At 72.8% G+C, this 21374-nt stretch carries 16 protein-coding genes; 9 read left to right on the plus strand and 7 right to left on the minus strand.

Annotation, left to right across the window (positions count from 1 at the left end; all coding sequences use genetic code 11):
• Positions 1-47 precede the first annotated feature (47 nt).
• Positions 48-3332 carry a serine/threonine-protein kinase gene (locus tag C8N24_RS02200; protein WP_170178787.1) on the plus strand — a complete coding sequence of 1095 codons (3285 nt, stop codon included), beginning with the start codon at positions 48-50 and terminating at the stop codon, positions 3330-3332.
• On the opposite strand, the gene C8N24_RS02205 is transcribed toward C8N24_RS02200, so the two are convergent.
• Positions 3274-4011, minus strand: coding sequence for a N5-glutamine methyltransferase family protein (locus tag C8N24_RS02205; protein ID WP_147447573.1), 738 nt, complete (start codon positions 4009-4011; stop codon positions 3274-3276). The two genes, C8N24_RS02200 and C8N24_RS02205, sit on opposite strands and share 59 nt — an antisense overlap.
• A gap of 75 nt (positions 4012-4086) precedes the next feature.
• On the opposite strand from C8N24_RS02205, the gene C8N24_RS02210 reads away from it, so the two are divergent.
• Both C8N24_RS02210 and C8N24_RS02215 read left to right on the plus strand, forming a co-directional pair.
• Entirely contained in the window at positions 4087-4323 is a 237-nt protein-coding gene (locus C8N24_RS02210) for a hypothetical protein (RefSeq protein ID WP_121247555.1), read from the plus strand.
• A gap of 129 nt (positions 4324-4452) precedes the next feature.
• The gene (locus C8N24_RS02215; RefSeq protein ID WP_121247557.1) at positions 4453-6276 is read left to right on the plus strand and encodes a ThuA domain-containing protein; all 1824 of its coding nucleotides are present in this window, start codon (positions 4453-4455) and stop codon (positions 6274-6276) included.
• Positions 6277-6327: 51 nt separating this feature from the next.
• On the opposite strand, the gene C8N24_RS02220 is transcribed toward C8N24_RS02215, so the two are convergent.
• Positions 6328-8460, minus strand: a complete 2133-nt coding sequence (locus C8N24_RS02220) for a putative bifunctional diguanylate cyclase/phosphodiesterase (RefSeq protein ID WP_121247559.1) — start codon at positions 8458-8460, stop codon at positions 6328-6330.
• A gap of 95 nt (positions 8461-8555) precedes the next feature.
• Between C8N24_RS02220 and C8N24_RS02225 the strand changes: the two genes are divergently transcribed.
• Both C8N24_RS02225 and C8N24_RS02230 read left to right on the plus strand, forming a co-directional pair.
• Positions 8556-9101, plus strand: a complete 546-nt coding sequence (locus C8N24_RS02225) for a hypothetical protein (protein ID WP_147447574.1) — start codon at positions 8556-8558, stop codon at positions 9099-9101.
• Between the two features lie 9 nt (positions 9102-9110).
• Positions 9111-9443, plus strand: a complete 333-nt coding sequence (locus C8N24_RS02230) for a TfoX/Sxy family protein (RefSeq protein ID WP_121247563.1) — start codon at positions 9111-9113, stop codon at positions 9441-9443.
• A gap of 48 nt (positions 9444-9491) precedes the next feature.
• Here C8N24_RS02230 and C8N24_RS02235 read toward each other — a convergent pair whose 3' ends face one another.
• The 3 genes from C8N24_RS02235 to C8N24_RS02245 are packed head-to-tail and all read right to left on the minus strand — an operon-like array spanning position 9492 to position 11950.
• Positions 9492-10256 (minus strand): inositol monophosphatase family protein, encoded by a 765-nt coding sequence (locus tag C8N24_RS02235; protein ID WP_121247565.1) that lies wholly within the window; start codon positions 10254-10256, stop codon positions 9492-9494.
• Positions 10253-11188, minus strand: coding sequence for an RNA polymerase subunit sigma-70 (locus C8N24_RS02240; RefSeq protein ID WP_121247567.1), 936 nt, complete (start codon positions 11186-11188; stop codon positions 10253-10255). Before C8N24_RS02240 ends, C8N24_RS02235 begins: the two co-directional genes overlap by 4 nt.
• Before the next feature lie 33 nt (positions 11189-11221).
• The gene (locus C8N24_RS02245; protein WP_121247569.1) at positions 11222-11950 is read right to left on the minus strand and encodes an SDR family oxidoreductase; all 729 of its coding nucleotides are present in this window, start codon (positions 11948-11950) and stop codon (positions 11222-11224) included.
• 97 nt (positions 11951-12047) lie between these two features.
• Between C8N24_RS02245 and C8N24_RS02250 the strand changes: the two genes are divergently transcribed.
• The 4 genes from C8N24_RS02250 (at position 12048) to C8N24_RS02265 (ending at position 15017) form a co-directional block, all read left to right on the plus strand.
• Positions 12048-12884 carry a LysR family transcriptional regulator gene (locus C8N24_RS02250; protein ID WP_281272639.1) on the plus strand — a complete coding sequence of 279 codons (837 nt, stop codon included), beginning with the start codon at positions 12048-12050 and terminating at the stop codon, positions 12882-12884.
• Positions 12862-13626 carry an ABC transporter ATP-binding protein gene (locus C8N24_RS02255; RefSeq protein WP_121247571.1) on the plus strand — a complete coding sequence of 255 codons (765 nt, stop codon included), beginning with the start codon at positions 12862-12864 and terminating at the stop codon, positions 13624-13626. The genes C8N24_RS02250 and C8N24_RS02255 overlap by 23 nt, the downstream gene beginning before the upstream one ends.
• Positions 13623-14390 carry an ABC transporter permease gene (locus C8N24_RS02260; protein ID WP_121247573.1) on the plus strand — a complete coding sequence of 256 codons (768 nt, stop codon included), beginning with the start codon at positions 13623-13625 and terminating at the stop codon, positions 14388-14390. The genes C8N24_RS02255 and C8N24_RS02260 overlap by 4 nt, the downstream gene beginning before the upstream one ends.
• Positions 14391-14504: 114 nt before the next feature.
• Positions 14505-15017 (plus strand): RNA polymerase sigma factor, encoded by a 513-nt coding sequence (locus C8N24_RS02265; RefSeq protein ID WP_121247575.1) that lies wholly within the window; start codon positions 14505-14507, stop codon positions 15015-15017.
• Here C8N24_RS02265 and C8N24_RS02270 read toward each other — a convergent pair.
• Positions 15014-17635, minus strand: a complete 2622-nt coding sequence (locus C8N24_RS02270; RefSeq protein WP_121247577.1) for an ATP-binding protein — start codon at positions 17633-17635, stop codon at positions 15014-15016. The two genes, C8N24_RS02265 and C8N24_RS02270, sit on opposite strands and share 4 nt — an antisense overlap.
• Positions 17636-17668: 33 nt before the next feature.
• Positions 17669-21277 carry a 5'-nucleotidase C-terminal domain-containing protein gene (locus tag C8N24_RS02275; protein ID WP_170178789.1) on the minus strand — a complete coding sequence of 1203 codons (3609 nt, stop codon included), beginning with the start codon at positions 21275-21277 and terminating at the stop codon, positions 17669-17671.
• Positions 21278-21374 lie beyond the last annotated feature (97 nt).

The following is a 21374-nucleotide window of genomic DNA, read 5'->3' on the forward strand; positions in this document are numbered from 1 at the left end:
TATCGGGGCGTTGCGCCGACCTCCGAACGCTGATAGAGACCACGCACATGGCGGAGCTGTCCGTCGGCGCGACCTTCGCCGGCCACGAGATCCTGGGCGTCGCGGGCCGGGGCGGCATGGGCGTCGTGTACCGCGCGCGGGACCTGCGCCTCAAGCGCGAGGTGGCGCTGAAGGTGATCGCGCCGGAGCAGTCGGCCGAGCCGGAGTTCCGGACGCGCTTCCGTCGCGAGTGCGAGGTCGCCGCCTCGCTGCACCACCCGAACCTGATCCCGGTCTACACGGCCGGCGAGGAGGACGGGCACCTGTACGTGACCATGCGGTACGTCGACGGCGTCGACCTCGCGCACCTGATCGACCGGCGCGGCCGTCTCACGCCGGAGCGGGCGGTGGCGATCATCGTGCAGGTCGCCCGGGCGCTCGACGCGGCGCACGCGTTCGGGGTCGTGCACCGCGACGTCAAGCCCGGGAACGTCCTGCTCGACGGCGATCACGCGCTGCTGACCGACTTCGGGCTCCAGCGGGACCTGAACGCGACGACCCGCGTGACCGAGCCCGGCACGCTGATCGGCTCGTTCGACTACACCGCGCCCGAGCAGCTCGAAGACGGCGACGTCGACGCGCGCACCGACGTGTACGCGCTCGGCTGCGTGCTCTACGAGGCGCTGACCGGCGAAGTGCCGTTCCCGCGTGACTCGCCCGCGGCGAAGATGTACGCGCACCTGGGAGCGCCGGTCCCCGACCTCGACGGGCCACTCGCCGCCGTCGTGCGGCGGGCGCTCGCCAAGCGGCCGGAGCAGCGCTTCGCCAGCACCGGGGCCCTCGGCGCGGCCGCGCTGTCCGCGCTCGGCGGCGTCCCCGCCGTAGCCGCTCCGGCGCCGCGCCCGGCGCCATTGCCGCCCGCGCTGCTGGCCGAGACCGGCGCGCAGCCGTTCGTCGGGCGCGCCCATCACCGCGAGCGGATCGAGCACCACCTCGCCGCGGCCCTGGACGGCGAGCGCCGCTTCCTCCTGCTCGAGGGCGAGCCCGGGATCGGCAAGACCCGGCTCGCGAGCGAGAGCGCCCGCGACGCGCACGGGCGCGGGACGACCGTGCTCTACGGGCGCTGCGACCCGGACGCGCTGATCCCCTACCAGCCGTTCGCGATGGCGCTGCCGGACGTGCACGAGCGCGAGCGCTTCGCGTTCTTCGACGCCGTCACGCGCCGGCTCGCCCAGCGGCCGACGCTGCTGATCCTCGACGACCTGCACTGGGCCGACCCGGCCACGCTGCAGCTGCTCGCGCACGTGCTCGCCGATCCCGAGCCGATGCGGCTGCTCGTCCTCGCGACGTCCCGCGCGCGGAGTGAGCGTCTGCCCAGCCCTTCCGAGCGGCTGGCGCTCACCGGCCTCGAGCAGCACGAGCTGTCAGCGCTGGTGGTCGCGCTGGGCGAGCCGGCACCGAGCCTCGAGTCGCTGCGCAGCCTGCACGAGCGCACCGCCGGCAACCCGCTGTTCGTCGCCGAGACGCTCCACGCCGACGGCCTGCCGGACACGATCCGCGACGTCATCGAACGCCGGCTGGCGGACCTGGCGGAGCCCACGCGCCACGTCCTCGCCGTCGCCGCGGTCATGGGCCGCAGCTTCCGGCTGGACGTCCTGGAGACCCTCGCCGACGGCGCGCTCGACGCCGTCGAGGAGGCGTGCGCGAAGGGCCTGGTCCGCGAAGCCGAGCAGGTCGACCACTTCCTGTTCGCGCACGCGCTCGTGCGCGAGACGCTCTACGAGCGCATGAGCAACGCTCGCCGCGTGCGCCTGCACCGCAGCATCGGCGAGGCGCTCGAGCGCTCGGGGACGGCCGCCCCGGCCGAGCTCGCCCGCCACTTCCACGCCGCCCGGCACCTCGAGCCCGCCAAGGCCTTCGACTACGCGGTGCAGGCGGCGCGCCGCGCCGAGTTCGAGGAGGCGGTGGCGCACTACCGCCACGCGATCGAGATCGATCCGCGGTTGGACCTCCTGCTCGCCCTCGGACGCGCGGAGCTGACCACCGGCGAGCCGACCGCGCGGGCCACCTTCGCGCGCGCCGCCGCCCGCGCGCGGGAAGCGGGGGACGCGAGTGCCCTGGCGCAGGCCGCGCTCGGCTTCAACGCGCGCCAGGCCGCGTCCGGCGTGCTCGACCAGGACGGCATCGCGCTGCTGGAGGAGGCCGATGCGGCGCTCCAGGACGGCCCGCTGCGGGCCCGCATCAAGGCCCGGCTCGCGGACGCGCTGCACTTCGCGCACCAGACCGACCGCACGATCGCGCTGAGCGCCGACGCGCTGGCGCTGGCCGGCGAGGACCCCGAGGCGCGCGCCGCCGCGCTCGTCGCCCGCCACACCGCGCTGCTGCACGTCGAGCACCTCGAGGAGCGGTTGGACCTCGCGCGCGAGATCATCGCCGTCGGGCACCCGGAGCTGACCGCGCTCGGGCGCTGGTGGTGCGTCTACGACCTGCTCGAAGCGGGCGAGCCGGCCGCTGCCCGGTCCCAGCACGAGGCGCTCACGCGGCTGGCCGAGCAGCTCCGCCAGCCGCTGTACCGGCACTTCGCCGCCGCGTGGGACGTCGTCTGGGCGCAGGTCGACGACCGCGTGGCCGACGTCGAGCCGCTCGCGGAGCGCGCGTTCGCCCTCGGCGTGCGCGCCGCCGCGCCGGACGCGGCGATGATCCAGGCGACCCAGGTGATGGCCGTGCGGATCCAGCAGGGCCGGTTGCGGGAGTACCTGGAGGCGGTCGCGCCGCTCGCGCGCGAGTTCCCGCATCTGGCCGGCTGGCGCGGCGCGCTCGCCCTCGGGCTGCTGATCGCCGGGCGGCGCGACGAGGGCGAGGCGGCCTACGCGGCGCTCGCGGACGCCGAGCTCCCACGCGACATGCAGTGGCTGTCGACCATGAGCTTCCTGACCTGGTGCTGCACGCTGCTCGGCGACCGCGAGCGCGCGGGCGGGTTCTACGCGGCGCTGCTGCCGTACCGCGACCGCAGCGTCCAGGACGTGCTGGCCGCCAACTGGGGCTCGGTCGAGCGCTTCCTCGGCGCGCTGGCGACGGTGAGCGGCGACCATGAGCGCGCGCTGGACCACTTCGAGCTGGCGCTGGACCGCAACGCCGGCAACGCGCAGGCCCTGCGGCTCACGCGCATGGACTACGGCGCCGCGCTGCTGGCGAGCGGGGATGCCGAACGCGCGCGGCCGTTGCTGGAGCGGGCGTTGGCGGACGCCCAGGCCGCCGGCCTGACGGCGGTCGCCGACGCGCTCGCACTCCAGCTCAGCGACGCGTCGCTTCGATCCCCCGCGGATCACCCTCCTCGTCCAGCAGCACGCTGACGTCCGCGAACCCGTCGAGGTCGAGCTGGTCGGCCTGACGGCCGCCGAGCTCGAGCAGGAGCGCGCCGCCGGGCCTGAGCCGCTCCCGCGCTCCCGCGACCGCACGGCGGGCGATGTCGAGCCCGTCCGCGCCGCCGTCGTAGGCCAGCGGGGTCTCGAACGCGAACGTGTCCCGCTGCAGGAGCGGCAGGTCGTCGGTCGGGACGTAGGGCACGACGCCGGTCACGACGTCCACCAGGTCGTGCGGGAGCCCGTCGAACAGGTCGGCGACGACCGCCTCCACCCCGTTCCGACGCGCGCAGCGCACGCACGCCGCGTCGAGGTCGGTCGCCAGCATCCGCGCGTCCCGCTCCGCGATCAGCACGGCCGCCACCGCCCCGGACCCGGTGCACAGATCGATCCCGCGGCCGCCGCGCGGCATCCGCTCGACCGCCCGCCACGCCAGCGACTCCGTGTGCCAGCGCGGCACGTACACGCCCTCGTCGATCCGGATCGTCCGCCCGCAGAACTCGACGCTGCCGGTGATCCACGCCAGCGGCTCGCCCGTTAGCCGCCGCGCGACGAGCGCGTCGAGGTCGCCGTCCTGCGTCGCGGCGGCGCGCAGCTCCGCCGCTTCCTCCTCGGGCGCGACGAACCCGTTGCGCATCAGCAGGTCGACCAGCTCGTCCACGGCAGTCATCGATCTCGACGGTAGTACGGCGAAGGTGCGGCTGGCCGCATCGGTGGACGGCCCGGAGAGCCATACGCTTGCGTCATGGAGCCGATCAAGCTGACGCTGACCGACACCGGCAAGCTCACCGGCGACGTCGCCCTGCCCCCGGACACGACCGAGGAGCCGACCGCTCCGGCGGCCGGCGCTCGCGACCTCACGCCGGACGAGGTCGTGTGGACCAGCGACCGCGTCGACTTCGAAGGCCGCCCCTTGACCAGCAACTCGCTGTTCCCCGGAGGCATGACCAGCACCCTCGGCGACCTCGGCTCCTCCTCCTGAATAGCCCGGTCGTCGGAAATTGTCCGACAAGCGGACAAATGGCGTCAGTTTTCACGTAACATGCGCGTTGCTTTCATAAAGCGGCTTCGGCGCGCATAAGTTGCGCGACTCGCCAAAGGAGGAGAGACCATGGATGGATGTCGTCGTGCCCTAGCGGGCGCGTTGCTCGCTGGGGCGTTGCTGCTCGGTGGCAGCGCGACCGCGTACGCGCAGAACGCCAACCCGACCGTAACCAGCTCGCGCACGCCGACCGGCAACGTCCGCGTCGGGGTGCCGATCCAGTTCAACGCTGTCGGCGCTGATGCCGACAACGACGCGCTCACGTACGCGTGGACGTTCGGGGACAACACGACGTCCACCGAGCAGAACCCGAGCAAGACGTACCTGGCCGCCGGCACGTTCACGGCGACGGTCACGGTGTCCGACGGCAAGGGCGGCACGGGCACCTCGTCCGTCGCCAACATCGTGATCCAGGCCAACCGCAACCCGACCATCAGCGTCGGGTCCGCGACGCCCTCCGCCGGGATCGCGCCCTTCTCGACCCAGCTCGCGGCGACCGCGACGGACCCCGACGGCCACGCCGTCAGCTACTCCTGGGACCTCGACGGCGACGGCACGTTCGAGAGCACGGAGCGCAACCCGTCGGTGAACGTCACGGGCGCCGGCAACAAGGTCGTGACGCTGCGGGTGACCGACCCGTTCGGCGGCGTCGCCACGCGCGCGGTGACCATCACCGGCTTCTCCGCCACGCAGGACCCGACGAAGAAGTACAACGTCCTCACGTTCTCCAAGACGGCGGGCTTCCGCCACGGCTCGATCGGCCCGGCGATCACGGCGATCAAGCTCCTCGGCGAGCAGAACAACTTCGGCGTGGACTCGATCGAGGAGTCGGCGCTGTTCACCGACGAGTTCCTCGCCCGCTACGACGCGGTGATCTGGGTCTCCACCACCGGTGACGTCCTCAACGACGCGCAGCAGGCCGCGTTCGAGCGCTACATCAAGGGCGGCGGCGGCTACGTCGGCATCCACGCTGCCAGCGACACCGAGTACACGTGGCCCTGGTACGGCCAGCTCGTCGGCGGCTACTTCCGCAACCACCCGAACGGCACGCCCACGGCGACCGTCGTCCGCGAGGACGCCACGCACGTGTCCACGGCCCACCTCCCGGAGCGCTGGACGCGCGTCGACGAGTGGTACAACTTCCAGGGCATCACCAACCCGGTGGTCGGCGGCGGCGGCAACGCTGTCGACGTCAGCCCGCGCACCCAGACGCCGATCCACGTCCTGCTCACGGTCGACGAGTCGACCTACAACGAGTCGGACGGCAACACCACCGACGACGACCATCCCGTCTCGTGGTGCAAGCGCTTCGACGGCGGCCGCATGTTCTACACGGCCCTGGGCCACACGGACGCCTCCTTCGTCGAGGCACCGTTCCTGACGCACCTCGTCAACGGCATCGACGTCGCCGCGGGCTACGCGTCCGACGCGACGTGCGGCATCTTCAAGGCCAACTCGTCCGGTGACGTGACCGGCACCGTCCCGGCCACGCTGTCGCTCGCGCTCGGCACGCCGACCCCGCTCGGCCCGTTCGCTCCGGGCGTCGCCCGCAGCTACACGTCGACCGCGACCGCGACCGTCACCTCGACGGCCGGCGAGGCGACGCTGTCGATCGCGGATCCGAGCACGACCGCCACGGGCCGCCTGGTCAATGGCTCGTTCTCGCTGCCGCAGCCGCTCGAGGTCATGGCGGCCAGCACGAACGGCACCGGCAGCGCCTTCGCGCCGCTGAGCGCCACCAGCGCGCCGGTGAACGTGCTCACGTACGCCGGCCCGGTCAGCAACGACTCGGCGACGGTGTCGATGCGTCAGTCGATCGGTGCCAACGACGCGCTCCGCACGGGCACGTACGCCAAGACGCTGACGTTCACGCTCTCGACGACGCAGCCGTAGGCAGCACGCGGTGAGGGGTGCCGGTCGCTCGATCGGCACCCCGCGCGGCGCTCAGGTCACGTCGACGACGCCGACCTGCGCGTCGCGCGCCCCGCGCACCAACGCGGGCAGCTCGGCCGCCGACACGGGCGGCGAGTAGTAGAAGCCCTGCGCCAGGTCGCACCCGATCGCGGCCAGCACGGAGGCGGAGGCGTGCGACTCGACGCCCTCGGCCACCACGCGCAGGCCCAGCGAGCGGCCGAGCGCCGCGGTCGAGGCGACGATCGCGCGGTCCGCCGGATCGCGGTCCATCGCCATCACGAACGACTTGTCGATCTTGAGCTCGTTCACCGGCAGGCGCTTGAGGTGCTCCAGCGACGAGTAGCCCGTGCCGAAGTCGTCCAGGGCCAGCGAGACGCCGAGCTCCTTCAGGTCGGCCAGCACCTCGCCCGCTCGCTGCGGGTCGTGCAACATCAGCGACTCGGTCACCTCGAGCGTCAGCGCGCGCGCTGGCAGCCCGTGGCGCTTGAGCGCAGCGGCGATCTGCCCCGGGGTGCGCAGGTCGAGCAGGTTCTGCACGGCGAGGTTGACCGCCATGTGCAGCTCCAGGCCTTCCGCGCGCCACTCGGCGAGCTGGGCCAGCGCGGTCTCCAGCACGTGCAGGGTCAACGGCCGCATCAGGGCGGTGTGCTCGGCGTGCGGGAGGAACGCGCCCGGGCCGCGCAGGCCGTGCACGGGGTGCTGCCAGCGCACCAGCGCCTCGACGCCGTCGACGAGGCCGGTCTCGAGGTTGACCTTCGGCTGGTAGTGGAGGATCAGCTCGTCGCGTTCGAGCGCGTGGCGCAGCTCGGCGATCAGCTGCAGGCGCTCGCGCGAGTGGCGGTCGCGGGAAGAGTCGTAGGACTGGAAGCCCGTCCGGGCCTCCTTCGCCTGGTACATCGCGACGTCCGCGCGCTGGAGCAGGCTCGCGGCCTCGACGCCGTGGTCGGGCGCGAGCGCCGCGCCGACGCTCGCGTCCATCACGACCTCGAGGCTGTCGATCTCGAACGGCGTCTGCAGCGCGGCACCGATCCGGCGGCCCACGTCGGCGGTGCGGGCGAGCCCGGCGTTCGGCAGCAGCAGCGCGAACTCGTCGCCGCCGAGGCGCGCGACGAGGCCGTCGTTGCCGACCGCGTCCTGCAGGCGGGCGGCGAGCTTGGTCAGGAGCTGGTCCCCGGCGTGGTGGCCGAGCGTGTCGTTGAGGTCCTTGAAGCGGTCGAGGTCGACCATCGCCACGGCGAGCCGGCCGTCGCCGAGCTCCGCGAGCTCCTCGCGCAGCGCCTCGTGGAACGCGCGACGGTTCGCGAGCCCGGTCAGCTCGTCGGTCAGCGCCAGCGTGCGTGAGTGGTGCAGCTCGGTGTTCTCGACGAACGTGAGCGCCATCCGGATCAGCACGACGACGAGCGTGGCGGCCGCGAACAGGATCGCCGGCGTGCTCGTGCGGTTGAAGTGGTCGGCGAGCAGGAGGCCGCCCGCGACGAGCGCGAGCACGGTCGGCGTGACGAGCGTGCGCCAGCCGACGAGCGCGACCTTGCGCGGCTCGACCGTCGGACACCACGCGGCGACGGCGATCGCGACCGGCGAGATCAGCCCGAGAACCGGCACCCACAACGGGCGCTGCTCGCCGACGAAGCCCGCGGAGACGTAGCCGACGTCGGCACCGACGTGCGCCATCAGGCCGAACCCGAGCAGCAGCCAGACGGGGCTCACCAGCCAGCCGCGCAGCGTGACGGCGACGAGGACCATCACCACGAGCAGGACGTCGAACATCGGATAGGAAAGTGCGATCACGGTCGCGAGCCCGCCGCCCGTGGCCCGCTCGGCCGTCTCCCCCAGCACCTGCGCGACGATCGCCGCGGCCCCGAGCGCGCCGATCATGGCGTCCAGCCACAGCGCGGCGCTCAAGCGCTTGAGCCGACGGCGCGCGAACAGCAGCGCCGCCACGAACACCAGCGGGAAGAACGAGAGCAGCAGGTAGTCCGCGTGCGCGGGGAAGGCGGATCCGCCACCGGGCACGGCGAGCCAGATCGCGCCGGCGGCCTGGACGAGGATCGCCAGCCCGAGCGCGAGCCACGCGCCGCGGTCGTCCGGGCGCCGCAGCGCGCGCACCAACACGGCCAGCGTGGCGAGAAGGAGCGGGGTCCCGACTGCGACGACGAGGAGCACTGGAACGTCGCATCGGCGCTCACGAGCTGGAACTTGACCGTCTGGACGAGTGTTGACACGCCGGGCTCACCTCGCGCTGAGAACATGGCGTGCGCGTGACCCCGCCTTCGTTCTCCGACTTCCAGACGGTCTGGTGCGTGCACGTCGCGGCGCGGCTGCGGATCGCGGAGCGGATCGACGCGGGCACCGTCCGGATCGAGGACCTGGCGGCCGACGCCGACGAGCGCGCGCTGCACGCCGTGCTCGGCCGGCTGGTCGCCGAGGGCATCTTCGAGGAGCCGTCGCCCGGATGCTTCGCGCTCAACGACGCGGCGCGCGAGCTGCTGCTCGGGATCGGCGGGCGCTTCACGCTGGCCTGGAGCACGCTTGAGGACTACGTGCGCACCGGCCGCCCCGCGTACGCGGACGCGTTCGGCCGCCCGTTCTGGGAGGACCTCGCGGCGCATCCCGAGATCGCGGCGCAGTTCGATCACCTGATCGGCCCGGGCGGGCATCCGCCGCCGGACCCGCAGTTCGCGCATCGAGATGCTGCTGCTCGGAGGCCGCACCGACACGCTGACCGCGTTCCGCGAGCGTACGCGACGTGCCGGCCTCGAGGTGGTGGCCGGCAGCCACCAGGCCGACGGGCGATATGTGGTTGAGTGCCGTCCATGGCCTACGACGAGCGAGTCGCCGAGCGGGTCCGCGAGCTGATCGCGGTGCGCCCGGACGTCGTCGAGAAGCGGATGTTCGGCGGGCTCGGCTGGATGCTGCGCGGGAACATGGCCGTCGGCGCCATGAGCACCGGCGGGCTGCTCGTGCGCGTCGAGCCCGAGGAGGTCGAGGCCCTGATCCGCGAGCCGCACGTCGGCACGTTCGGCCGCGAGGGGTCCAAGCCGATGAAGGGCTTCGTGGTCGTCGAGCCGGACGGGCTCAGCGAAGCCGAGTTCGCCGACTGGGTCGACCGCGGCTGCGACCGTGCGCTGTCGTTGCCCGCGAAATAAACGTCCAGGACGTTTAAGTTCGCGCGGCGAAATAAACGTCCAGGACGTTTAAGTTCGCGCGGCCAGGTCTCCTGCGAGCGCTGTCAGGTCGGAGTGGATCGACGGCGCGGCGGCGAGCGTGCCCTTCGAGGCGAGCGTGAGCGGCGCGCCCGCGTAGTCGGTCACGACCGCTCCGGAGGCGCGGGCGATCGCGTGGCCGGCGACGACGTCGTACGGGTTGTTGTGCGCGAGCAGCAGGCCCTGGATGTTCCCGCTCGCGAGCCATGTCCAGAGCACGGCCGCGGAGCCGACGCAGCGGAAGCGCAGCGCACGGCGGTGCACCTCCATCGTCAGCCGCAGGTACGCGTCGAGCCGCTCGCCCCCGCCCTGGTGGAACGCGTCCCCCATGCCGACGATCGCCTCGTCGAAGCCGTCGACGTCCTGCACCGCGCCGCTGTCCACGCGCGTCCCGAGGAACGGCAGGTCGATGATGCCGAGGACCGGCTCGCCGTCCTGCAGCAGGCCGAGCATCACGCCGCACAGCGGGGAGCCGGTCGCGTAGTTGATGGTGCCGTCGAGCGGGTCGGCGACCCACACACGCCCCTTGGTCAGGTCGGCGCCGCCGCCTTCCTCGCCGTAGAACCCGATGTCGGGCGTCGCCTTCGCCAGCGACGCTTTGAGCGCCGCCTCGGAGGCGAGGTCGACCTCGGTCAGGAAGTCCTTGGCCGCCTTGCCGATCCGGTCCAGCGGCCGGTCGCGGCCCGCCCGCAGGATCGCGACCGCCTCGTCCACCGCGGCGTGCGCCGCCGCCCGCACTTCGTCATCGCTGCTCACACGGGCAGGGTATTCGGCAGCGCGAACGGCTTCAGCGCCGGCCCGTGGAACGCCGTGATGTCGGTGACGAGGCCGCCCTCGATCCGGAGGACGTCGATCGCGAACAGCTCGTACGTGTCCGCCCCGGGCTTGCGGACGTAGTTGACGACGGCCGGCTGCCGGTTCGCACGCGTGAGCGTGAACTTGAACTGCCCGAACGCGTCCGACCCCAGGCCGCCTTCGAACCAGCTGTCGACGATCGTCGCGCCACCGAAGTAGGCCTCAGGCTCCGGGGGCATCGCGAACCGCGCGTCCTCGTGCATCAGCGCCTTCAGGTCGTCCGCGTCGGCGCTCTCGACCGCCACCATGTAGCGCTCGAGCAGCTCGCGTTCCTCCGCGCTGCCGGCTGCGGCCCACTCGCCGCGCTCCTTCGGCAGGTGCTCCTTCAAGGTCGCCCGCGCCCGCTGCAGCGCGCTGTTGACGCCCGCCTCGGTCGTCTCGAGCAGCTCCGCGCACTCGCGCGCCCGCCACCCGAGCACGTCCCGCAGGATCAGCACCGCGCGCGGCCGCGGCGGAAGGTGCTGGATGGCGATCATGAACGCGAGCTCGATCGTCTCGCGCTCCACGACGTCCTCGTCGGCCGCCGCCTCCAGCGCCTCCTCCGGGTAGGGCTGCAACCACGTGATCTCGCCGTTGGGCGCCGGCGTCCGCGGCCGTTTCTCGAGCGCGTCCAGGCACGCGTTCGTCGCGATCCGGTACAGCCACGCCCGGAGCGACGCGCGCTCCGCGTACGTCTCGCGCCGCTTCCACGCGCGCAGGAACGTCTCCTGCGTCAGGTCCTCGGCTTCCTCATAGCTCCCGAGCATCCGGTAGCAGTGCACCTGCAGCTCGCCTCGGTGGCGCTCCACCACGCCCGCGAACGAGCGCTCGTCGTTGAGTTCCGCAACGGTCATGTCTGGTTTGACGGGGATGCTCCCGAAAACTCATCACACGAGCGTCGCTCCACCGTCGATCGGCAACGTGACGCCGGTCGTGTAGCCGTTCGCCATCAGCTGGAGGATGCCGAGCGCGACGTCGGGCGCCTCGCCGACGCGGCCCACGAGCAGCTGGTCCGTGAGCGCGGTGTACATCGCCTCGCGGTCGCCGTCGGGCATCGCGTCCCACAGAGAGGTGCGGACCACGCCCGGCGCCACGGCGTTGACCCGCAGCGGCGCCAGCTCGACGGCGAGCGCGCGCGTGACGGCCTCGATCGCGCCGCAGATCGCCGCAGCGACGGCCCAGCCCGCCTGCGGCCGCGCCGCCGCGCTACCGGACATGAGGACGATCGAGCCGCCGGGCCGCAGCCGCGGCGCCGCGTGCTTGGCGGCGGCGAGCGCACCCCAGAGGCGCGTCTCGAAGAACCCGCGCGCGGCGGTGAGGTCGGTGTCCGCCAGCTCGTGCAGCACGAGGTTCTCGCCGGCGGTGAAGACGAGGTGGTCGAGTCCGCCGAGATCGGCCAGCAGCGCGGCGATCGAGCGCTCGGAGCCGAGGTCCACGACGTGGCCCTCGGCGGTCTCCGGCAGCGTGGCGAGCGCCGCGGCGACGCGCTCCTCCGTGCGCGACGCGATCACCACGCGCGCGCCCCGCGCCGCGGCGAGCTGCGCGGTGGCCAGGCCGAGGCCGGAGGTCCCGCCGAGGAGGGCGATGCGTTGTCCGTCGAAGTCGAGTGCGGTCATGCTCCACAGCCTCGCTCCGCGTGCGCCGTGCGTCCAAGACCGATCTGGGTCGCGGTGATAGCGTCGCGGCATCACCGCCGATCTGGACCTCGTCAAGCTGCGCAGCTTCGTGGCGGTGGCGGAGACGCTGCACTTCGGCCGCGCCGCCGAGCAGCTGCACCTCGCGCAGCCCGCGCTCAGCCGGCAGATCCAGGCGCTCGAGCGCCAGCTCGGCACCGCCCTGCTCGAGCGTGACCGCCGCTCGGTCTCGCTCACCGCCGCCGGGCGTCAGCTGCTCGAGGACGCGGTGCCGCTCCTCGCCGCCGCCGAGGCCGCGCGCCGGCGCGTGCAGCGGGCGGCGCGCGGAGTGAACCGGCTCGTCGTCGGCTTCCGCACCGGCGTGCTCGTCACCGACGTCGTGCGGCGCTTCACCGCCGCCCAGCCGGAGTGCGCCGTCGACGTCGTCCGGCTGGAGTGGGACGAGCAGGAGGACGCGATCCGCAGCGGGCGCGTCGACGTCGCGTTCGTCCGCCGCCCGATCGACGAGCGGACCATCCGGCTGACGCCGCTGTACGCCGAGCCGCGGCTCGTGGCCCTGCCCGCCGACCACCCGCTCGCGAGCGCCCCGACGCTGACGACGGCCGAGCTGGCGGACGAGCAGCACCTGCGGTACCTGCAGCCCGTGCGTGGTGCCGACGGGCGCACGTTGCGCCTGCGCGGCATGGAGGAGAAGCTCGAATACGTCGCCGCCGGGCACGGGATCATCCTCCTCCCCCGGTCCGCGACGGAGCACTTCCGCCGGCCGGACGTGGTCTACGTGCCGGTCGCCGACGCCGAGCCGGACGAGGTGCTGCTGGCCTACGAGGCGTCGCGCCGTTCGAAGCTGCTGCTGGCGTTCGTCGAGGCCGCCCTGCTATCACCTCGCGGCGCGGATGTATGCACTTGCAATAAATGACCTCGTCAAGCGCTACCCGACCGGCACCGAGGCGCTCAAGGGCGTGTCGCTGGCGATCGAGGAGGGCGAGTTCTACGGCCTGCTCGGGCCCAACGGCGCCGGGAAGTCGACGCTGATCCACTGCACGACCGGACTCGCGCAGCCGACGTCCGGGTCGATCGAGGTCTTCGGCCACGACGCCGTCCACCACTACGGGGACGCACGGCTGGCGGTCGGGCTCGCGCCGCAGGAGCCGAACCTCGACTGGTTCCTGACGATCGAGGAGTCGCTCGACTTCCACGGCGGCTACTTCGGGATGACGCGCAAGGACCGCAAGGAACGCGCGACCGAGCTGCTGGACGCGTTCAGCCTCACCGACAAGCGCCACGAGAAGACGCGCTTCCTCAGCGGCGGCATGAAGCGCCGGCTCATCCTCGCGCGGGCGCTGATGCACCGCCCCAGGCTGCTGATCCTCGACGAGCCGACCGCCGGCGTCGACGTCGAGCTGCGGCTCGAGCTGTGGCACTACGTCCAGCGCATCAACCAAGAGGGCACGACGATCCTGCTCACCACGCACTACCTCGAAGAGGCCGAGCAGCTGTGCAACAAGATCGCCTTCATCAACGGCGGTGAGATCGTCGCGACCGGGACGAGCGCGGAGCTCGCCGCCGAGTACGACGTGCGCAACCTCGAGGACGCGTACCTGAAGCTGGTCGGCCGCGCGGAGCTCTCGCGCGCGCACGTCGGGACGGACGCGGCATGAGCGCCGCCCAGATCCGCTTCCTCACGCTCGTCCGGCGCGAGGTCACCCGCTTCTTCAAGATCAAGCGCCAGACGGTCGGCGCGCCGCTGCTGGAGACGTTCCTCTACATCTCCGTCTTCGGCGCCGCGCTCGGCTCGCGCATCGACCAGCTGCACGGGGTCGACTACGTCGTCTTCATCATCCCCGGCCTGATCATGATGGCCTGGGCGACCAACGCCTTCAGCAACAACTCGTCCTCGCTGCTCCAGCAGAAGTTCCAGCGCTCGATCGACGACCAGCTCTCCTCCCCGGCGTCGCCGATGGAGCTGCTGCTCGCGCTCTCGCTGGGCGGCTTCCTGCGCGGGATGATCGTGGCGGTGCTCACCTTCGCCGCCGCGCGGATCCTGATCGACGTCCCGATCGAGCACATCGAGGTCCTGATCCCGGGCCTGTTCCTCGTCGGCTTCTTCTTCGCCCAGCTCGGCGTGCTCGTCGGCCTGCGCGCGGAGCAGTTCGACGACGTGAGCTTCTACCAGACGTTCATCCTGCAGCCGCTGATCTTCCTCGGCGGCGTGTTCTACTCCGCGACGCTCCTCCCGCAGCCGTTCGAGACGCTGACGAGGTTCGACCCCGTCTACTACATGATCGGGCTCGTCCGCTACGGCTTCATCGGCTATAGCGAGACGAACATCGCGCTGTCGCTGGTCCTGCTGGTCATCGCGTGCGCGGCGCTGTTCGCGTTCAACCTGCGGCTGTTCGGCCGCGGGTACCGCCTGCGCGCGTAGGCGGTCGGCGGCGTGCACGGGTGAGCCGCCGTCGCTAGGACGCCAGCGGCTCGAACGCGCTCATCTAGGCAGCTCGTAGGTAGCTCGGCGGGCAAAGTTAGGTGGGCGTTGCCGATGATCGACCGGGCGATCGGCGGGACAGTCGACAGCGTGCTGTTGAACCCCGAAATCGCCGCTGAACACCGTCCTCGCCTCGTCGACGTCGCCACCGCGATCTGCGGCTCGCGCCAACTCGCCGAGGACCTCGTGCAGGAGACCTACGCCCGCGTGCTGGCCAAGCCCCGCTCGCTGACCGAAGGCGCCGTCTTCCCCTACCTGGTCCGTGCGCTGCGCAATGTCGCCAAGGACCACTGGCGCGCCGAGCAGCGCCGCCCGACCGTGATCGGCGACCTCGACCCCGAGGACCCCGCCCTGCGCCACGACCGCGACCCCCAGGCCGACGTGATCGCCGCCGAGGTGTACGCCCACGTCGAGCGCCTGCCGCTCGAGTTCCGCCGCGTCGTGAAGGCCGTCGACATGCTCGGACTCAGCTACGCGCAGGCCGCCTGCACCCTGCGCATCCCGCAGGGCACGGTGATGAGCCGCCTCTCGCGCGGCCGTCGCCAGCTCGTCTGCGCGATGTCCTAGAGGTCGGTGGCCGCGGCCTCGTGCCGCGTCTTGACGCCGAGCTTGAGCAGGATCGCCGCCACGTGGTGGTCGACCGTGCGCACGGACAGCACGAGGCGATCCGCGATCTCCGCGTTGGTGAGGCCTTCGCGCACCAGGTCGAGCACGGCCAGCTGGCGCTTCGTGAGCCCTGCGGGGTTGCCGCGCGTGTCCGCGTTCGGGCCGCGCGGGACGCGCGCGCCGCGCTCGCGCAGGCCGGCCCGCGCGAGCTCCGCGGCGGGCGGCGCGCCGAGCCGGTCGAGCACGTCGAGCCCGTCCGCGATCGCGTCCGGCTCGCCCGACAGCGCGAGCTCGAGCGCGGCCTCGTACGGGTCGCCCGCGCGCCGCCACTGGGCCGCGGCCGAGCGCCACTCGCCCGCCAGGCCCGCCGCCCACGCGGGGGGAAGACCGCCATCGGCAGGGTCGCCCTCGGCGCCGACCGCTGCGGTCGCGGTGGTCGCCACCCCGCGCTCGCCGCCCGCCCCCGCGCGGTCGTCGTTCGTCGGCGGCGCGATCTCCGCGCGCGCCAGGTACCGGAGCAGCTCGCCGCGGAACCAGGCACCGCCCGGGTGCGACACGCGCGGGAGCAGCACCGCGGCGACCTCACGGACGGCGCGGGCGTCGCCCGTCAGCCAGGCCCACTCCACGCGGGCCAGGCCGGCGTAGGCGAGGCCGACCAGCGTACGGGCGTGTTGGGCGCGCTCCCAGGCGTCGGCGAGGAGCGGGCCGGCGGACGGGTCGCCGCGGCGGGCGAGCAGGCGGCCGAGCCAGGGCACGGAGTAGGCCGACAGGAAGCCGGTGTCGCCCGCGGCGGCGTCGACCAGGCCGCGCAGGCCGGACTCCGCGGTGTCCCAGTCGCCGCGGCGGAGCTGGAGGACGCGCTCGTGGACCTCCAGGTTGAAGGCGTGCGACCAGAAGCCGCGTTCGCGGGCGAAGGCGAGCCCGTCACGCACCCAGCGCTCGAGCTCCTCCAGCTCGCCGACGCGCGCGAGCAGCTCGACGAGGTTCGTGTAGCCGCGGGCGATCTCCTCGAAGTGGCCGCCGGCCGTGGCCAGCGCGATCGAGTTGCGCATGGTCTCCAGCCCGCGGTCGACGTCGCCGGCCTCGAAGCGCGCGATCGCGAGGTAGTTCAGACACAGCGCGCCGAGGTCGGGCCGCGAGGCCTCGAGGGCCAGCTGGTCGGCGCGCTCGAGCACGGCCATCGCGTCCACGTGCCGCGCCGACAACGCCAGGATCGCGCCCAGGTACAAGGTCGCGTACGCGTTGTCGCCCAGCAGGTCGACCGCACGCAGGGCCGCGGCCTCGGCCTCGTCGGTCTCGCCCGCCATGAACAGCAGCCGCGACAGGCGCACCAGGCAGAGCCCGAGCGCGCGCTCGTCACCGAGGCCCTCGTACAGGGCCAGCGCCCGGCGGCCGACGCCCGCCGCCTCGACGAACCGCCCCGCGTTGTAGAGCTCCCACCCGTACCCGTGCAGCAGGTCCGCCTGCCCGCGCACCTCCAGCAGCGTGGCGTGCGGCATCACGGTCTCGTAGTGCGCGAGCGCCTGCCGGTGCGAGCCCGCCCGGGCCGCCTCGCGCGCCGCCGCCGGCCCTTCCTCCAGCAGCGTCGCCACGTCGCCCGCCGCCAGGGCGTGGTGCAGCAGCCGCGCGCGGTCGGCCACGCCCGCGACCCGCAGCGCCCCGACCACCTCCGCGTTCAGCAGCCGCCGTCGCAGCTCGGGCAGCGACTGCTCGACCGCGCGCCGCGCCAGCTCGTGGCGGAACGCGATCCCGCCCGCCCGCGCCTCGACCAGCCGCGCCTGCTCGGCCTCCGCCAGCACGCCCAGCGACACCCCGAGCAGCCCCGGGGCGATGGCCGACGGCACGACGCTCAGCCGCTCGACCGCCTCCTGGCAGGCCGGCGAGACACCACGCAGCCGCGCGAGCACCGCGTCCTTCACGCTCGCCGGCACCTCGTCCGCGGACGCCGCCAGCGCCTCCGCCACGAAGAACGGGTTCCCGCGCGTGAGCGCGTGCAGCGCGTCCGGATCGCGCCCCGTGCCGTTCACGAGCGCCACGACGGCGTCCCGCGACAGCGGCGACAGCTCCAGCCGATGCACCGGCTCGCCCGCCAGCACGCCCAGCAGCCGGTGCAGCGGATGCCCCGGCGCCAGCGCCTCGTCGCGCACGGTGAGCACCAGCAGCGCGCCGAGCGACCGCACCCGTCGTGCCGCGTAGCCGAGCACGTCGATCGTGGCGTCGTCGGCCCAGTGCGCGTCCTCGACGACGAGCACGGTCGGCCGCTGGAGCGCGAGCTCCGCCAACAGCGCCGCGAACACCTCGCGGTCGGACGCCAGCGCCTCGGCGAGTGGTCCGTCCGCCGGCGCCGCGTCCCACAGCGGGCCGAGCGTCCGCGGCGTTACAAGGTCGTCGCACGCCGCGGTCAGCAGCCGCCCGCGCCGCGCCGCCACCCCCACGAACGCCTGCACCAGGGACGTCTTGCCGATCCCCGCCTCGCCGGAGATGAGCGCGGTGGAGCCGTGCCCGTCCTCGGCCGCCGCCAGCGCCTCGACCAACGCGCCCAGCGGCGCGTCGCGTTCGAGGAGGGCCGACGGGGTCATGACACCAATCGTGTCATGACCCCGAAGCCGTCTTTACGGTCCGACGATCCGGCCGTCCACGACCGGTGCGACCGGCGAGTTCGCCTTGATGGAGTTGATCACCACGTCCAGCAGCAGGTCACCCGTGCGCTTGACGTCGGTGCCGCCCACCAGGGCCGTGTACCCGTCGCCACCGCCGTACATGAAGTCGTTGGTGACGATCCGGACCGTGTCGCCCGCGGCCAGCGTCTTGCCGTCGCGCAACCGCACGACCGAGTCCACGACCGGGACCTGGCCGTTGCAGTGGAACGTGATCTTCAGCCCTGAGACCTGCGGGGAGCGGCCCGTGCCGCCGGCGACGTCGCCGCACGGAGGCTTGAAGCCGTTGCCCAGCGCGGCCACGAGCTGGTCGTAGGTGAGCGTCTCGATCACCGTCGAGTTGCCGAACGGCAGCACCGCGAACGCCTCGCCCCACGTGATCTGCCCGGCGGCCTCGCCGCCCGCGGCGCTCGCGAGCCGGATGTCCTGCCGCAGGCCGCCCGAGTTGGTCAACGCCGCGTCGGCCTCCGGGTAGGCGAGCCGCATGGCGTCGGCGACGAGGTTGCCCATCGAGGACTCCTTCAGCCGCGCCGGGTCGCGCAGGATGTCCACCGTCGCCGAGCCGATCACGACGTTGCGCAGCGGCGCGGTGTCGGTGTTCGCCTTGTCGACGATCGCCTTCACGTCCGCCCGCGACGCGACGCCGAGGTCCTTCGCCACGCGCGTCGTCGCGCCCGTCCAGCGCACGTCGCCGCGCTCGACGATCAGCTGCGCCACGGAGTAGCTGACCCCCGCGTTGAAGCCCTCGACCACCGGGATCCGCCCGACCACGGTGTTGGCCGCGCGGTGCGTGTGCCCGGCGACCACGAGGTCGACCGTCGTGTCCTGCAGCTGGTTGACGATGTCGATGATCGGGCCGCTCCACGGCGTCGACACCGTGCCGTCGACCGCGTTGTTGCCCTTGTCGGCGCCCTCATGGATGACGACGACCTGCACCTTGATCCCGCGCGCCCGCAGCCGCTGCGACTCGCGCCGGATGCCCTCCGCCTCGGCGATGAAGCTGAGCCCGGCGGTGTTGCCCGCCTTCACGAGCTCCGGCGTGTTGCGCACGGTCGCGCCGATCACGCCGACGTCGACGCCGTTGACGCGCACGACCGTCGACGGCTTCACGTAGGACGGCGGCTGGTTGGTGGCCGTCTCGAGGATGTTGGCGGACAGCCACGGGAACGTCGAGGCCGCCTGCTGCTTGAGGATGCGCTCGACGCCGTAGTCGAACTCGTGGTTGCCGAACGCGGTCGCGTCCATGCCCCATGCGTTGAGCGTGTCGATCGTCGGCATGTCCTCGAGCAGGGCCGACTCCGGCGGCGAGGCGCCGACGTTGTCGCCGCCCGAGACCAGCGCGGTCTGGCCGGGCAGCGCCGCGGCCTCCTCGTCGAACATGGTCGCGAGCTGCGCCGCGCCCCCGACCGGAACCTGCAGCGTGTCGTACGTGAACGTCGACGGCGCGAGCTGGCCGTGGAAGTCGTTCAGGCCGATCAGGTTCACGGGCGTGTACCGCCAGCCGTCCTCGAGCAGGTCGCGCCGGACGACACCCTGGCTCTGCTGCGGTGCCGGGACCCCGAGCAGGAACGCGGCCGTCGGCGCGAGGTCGATCGACTGCACGTCCTCGATCTCGCCGCGCTCGATCTCCGGGCCGCCCGCGAGGAACGTCGCCCGCATGTTCGTGTTCGAGCGCAGGTCCTGCACGTCCGGCACGTAGCCGTGCTGGCCGAAGAACGCCGACAGCGCGAACGGCGTGCCCGGCGTCGCCGCGTCGAACTGGTACGGCGGAGCCGAGAAGACGACCAGGTCGCCGGTGCGCGTCGGGTGCGCCATGTCGGCGGTCGAGCCGGCGCCGTTCGGGATGTACCGGGCCTCGGCCTTCGTGTACGTGCGGTCGATGACCGTCCAGTTCTCCGGCCGCCCGTCGTGCGTCCAGTCGTTGGTGTCCTTGAGCGCGACGAACGCGTCGCGGATCTTCTGCACCGTCGCGGCCTCGTCGGCCGCCGCCACCTGCTGCAGCCCCGCGCCCGCCGGGTCGCGCCCGGCCAGGTTGAGGTAGACCTGCGCGGCGCCGCCGGCGTAGCAGACCTTGGCCTTGCCGATCGTCTCGCCCGCGGGCAGCCGGCAGTTGCCCGTCTGCGGCTTCGAGAGCAGCCCGAGGTCCACGAGCACCTTGGACGCGTCGATGGCCAGGAACTGCGGCGCGAAGCCGTGGTCGGAGCTGACGAACGTCGTCAGGTCACGATCGCGCATGGCGTCCTGGGCGAGCCGCAACGTCGAGTCGCTGCCGGCGTACGCGTCGCGGATGTAGCCCTCGCGCGCCTTCGCGCGGCCGTCCTTGTCGCCGTCGACGTTCGTGTCGTCGTAGGCGGGGTTCTTCGCCCCGTTGGGCAGCCGCTTCGTGACGAGCCCGAGGAACTGGTGCTGCACCTCGTCCGTGCGCGGGTCGCCGATCATCGCCAGATCGGGCTGGTACTTGCCGATCACGTACCGGATCAGCGGGTGGTAGAGCTTCTCCCAGTAGTCGCTCTGCTCGATGTACGTGTCCTCGCTCACCGTGCCCGCCTCGAGCACGGCGAAGTCACCGGCCTGCGAGGACGGGAACCTCTCGGCGACGAAGTCCTCGAACGTGCCGGTGAAGCCGCGCTCGGAGAAGCCCGGCCAGCTCGCGAAGGCGCGCGTGACCGACGTGTGGAAGAGCCGCACCTGCTTGAGGTCCGGCGAGAGCCGCTCGACCTTGACCAGGAAGGACGCCGTCTTGCCCTCGTTGGCGCCCCCGATGATCTTGACCTTCACGTCCGCGAACCGATCGCCCTCGGCGAGGTCCGCGACCTTGTCCGCGCCGCTCTTGGTGCGGCTGAACAGGACGCGGTCGTACCGGGTGCGATGGTCGTTGCGCGAGTCGTAGAGGTACGCGTTGAGCCCGTACTTGTCCGTGCCCGCGTCGAGCACCCGCAGGCGCATCTCCTTCGCGGGCGAGTACGAGCGCGGCACGTTCGTCCAGCCCGTCGCGGGCGCGGGGGCGGCGCCCGCGAACGGCGCGTTCCCGGCGTAGCCCGCGGGATGGTCGAACTGGACGCCGAACGAGCGCGTGAACGCCTCGTTGTCGGTCGGCGAGATGTAGTTCGTGGCCACGCCACGGCCCGAGAAGAAGCTGCGGTAGTCGACCGTGGGCCCGTTGATCACGGCGGCGCGCCCGCCGGCCCACTCGATCTGGACGACCTTCTTGCCGCCGCGCTCCGCCGACTGCGCGAGCGACTCGGCCTGCAGCACGTTCGGGGCGCTGAGCGCCGACGTCGACGAGTCGAACGCCGCGCCGTTGCGGTGGAACGTGTTGTTGGTCGACCCCGCGACGCCCGGCCACGCACCGGTGGCGAGCGTGAACCAGCCGGCGCCGGTGTTCGGCGGCGCCTGCGTCAGCAACCCGTGGTCGGACGCGTGCGCGCCGCGCTTGAGCAGCTCCCGGAAGCCGGGCGTGGCGCCCTGCCGCGAGAACTCCTCGACCGCGTCCTGGCGCAGCCCGTCCGAGGCGAAGAACAGCAGCTTCTCGCCGCCGCGGTCATGGGTGGGCGGTCCTCCCATCTTGTGGGCGTCCGCGCCCGCCCACGGTGTCGCAAGGCCAACGGCCAGTGCCGCCGCGGCCCCTACCGCCGCGACCATCGGCACACGTCGCTCCATG

The organism is Solirubrobacter pauli (genome assembly GCF_003633755.1).
Classification (GTDB): Bacteria; Actinomycetota; Thermoleophilia; order Solirubrobacterales; family Solirubrobacteraceae; genus Solirubrobacter; species Solirubrobacter pauli.

What these genes read in the sequence shown, in the direction of transcription:
- C8N24_RS02255 (WP_121247571.1), top strand. Translation starts at nt 12,862, where the DNA reads ATGTATGCACTTGCAATAAATGACCTCGTCAAGCGCTACCCGACCGGC.
- C8N24_RS02260 (WP_121247573.1), top strand. Translation starts at nt 13,623, where the DNA reads ATGAGCGCCGCCCAGATCCGCTTCCTCACGCTCGTCCGGCGCGAGGTC.
- C8N24_RS02215 (WP_121247557.1), top strand. Translation starts at nt 4,453, where the DNA reads ATGGATGGATGTCGTCGTGCCCTAGCGGGCGCGTTGCTCGCTGGGGCG.
- C8N24_RS02210 (WP_121247555.1), top strand. Translation starts at nt 4,087, where the DNA reads ATGGAGCCGATCAAGCTGACGCTGACCGACACCGGCAAGCTCACCGGC.
- C8N24_RS02270 (WP_121247577.1), bottom strand. Translation starts at nt 17,635, where the DNA reads ATGACCCCGTCGGCCCTCCTCGAACGCGACGCGCCGCTGGGCGCGTTG.
- C8N24_RS02275 (WP_170178789.1), bottom strand. Translation starts at nt 21,277, where the DNA reads ATGGGAGGACCGCCCACCCATGACCGCGGCGGCGAGAAGCTGCTGTTC.
- C8N24_RS02240 (WP_121247567.1), bottom strand. Translation starts at nt 11,188, where the DNA reads ATGACCGTTGCGGAACTCAACGACGAGCGCTCGTTCGCGGGCGTGGTG.
- C8N24_RS02200 (WP_170178787.1), top strand. Translation starts at nt 48, where the DNA reads ATGGCGGAGCTGTCCGTCGGCGCGACCTTCGCCGGCCACGAGATCCTG.
- C8N24_RS02230 (WP_121247563.1), top strand. Translation starts at nt 9,111, where the DNA reads ATGGCCTACGACGAGCGAGTCGCCGAGCGGGTCCGCGAGCTGATCGCG.
- C8N24_RS02265 (WP_121247575.1), top strand. Translation starts at nt 14,505, where the DNA reads ATGATCGACCGGGCGATCGGCGGGACAGTCGACAGCGTGCTGTTGAAC.
- C8N24_RS02245 (WP_121247569.1), bottom strand. Translation starts at nt 11,950, where the DNA reads ATGACCGCACTCGACTTCGACGGACAACGCATCGCCCTCCTCGGCGGG.
- C8N24_RS02205 (WP_147447573.1), bottom strand. Translation starts at nt 4,011, where the DNA reads ATGACTGCCGTGGACGAGCTGGTCGACCTGCTGATGCGCAACGGGTTC.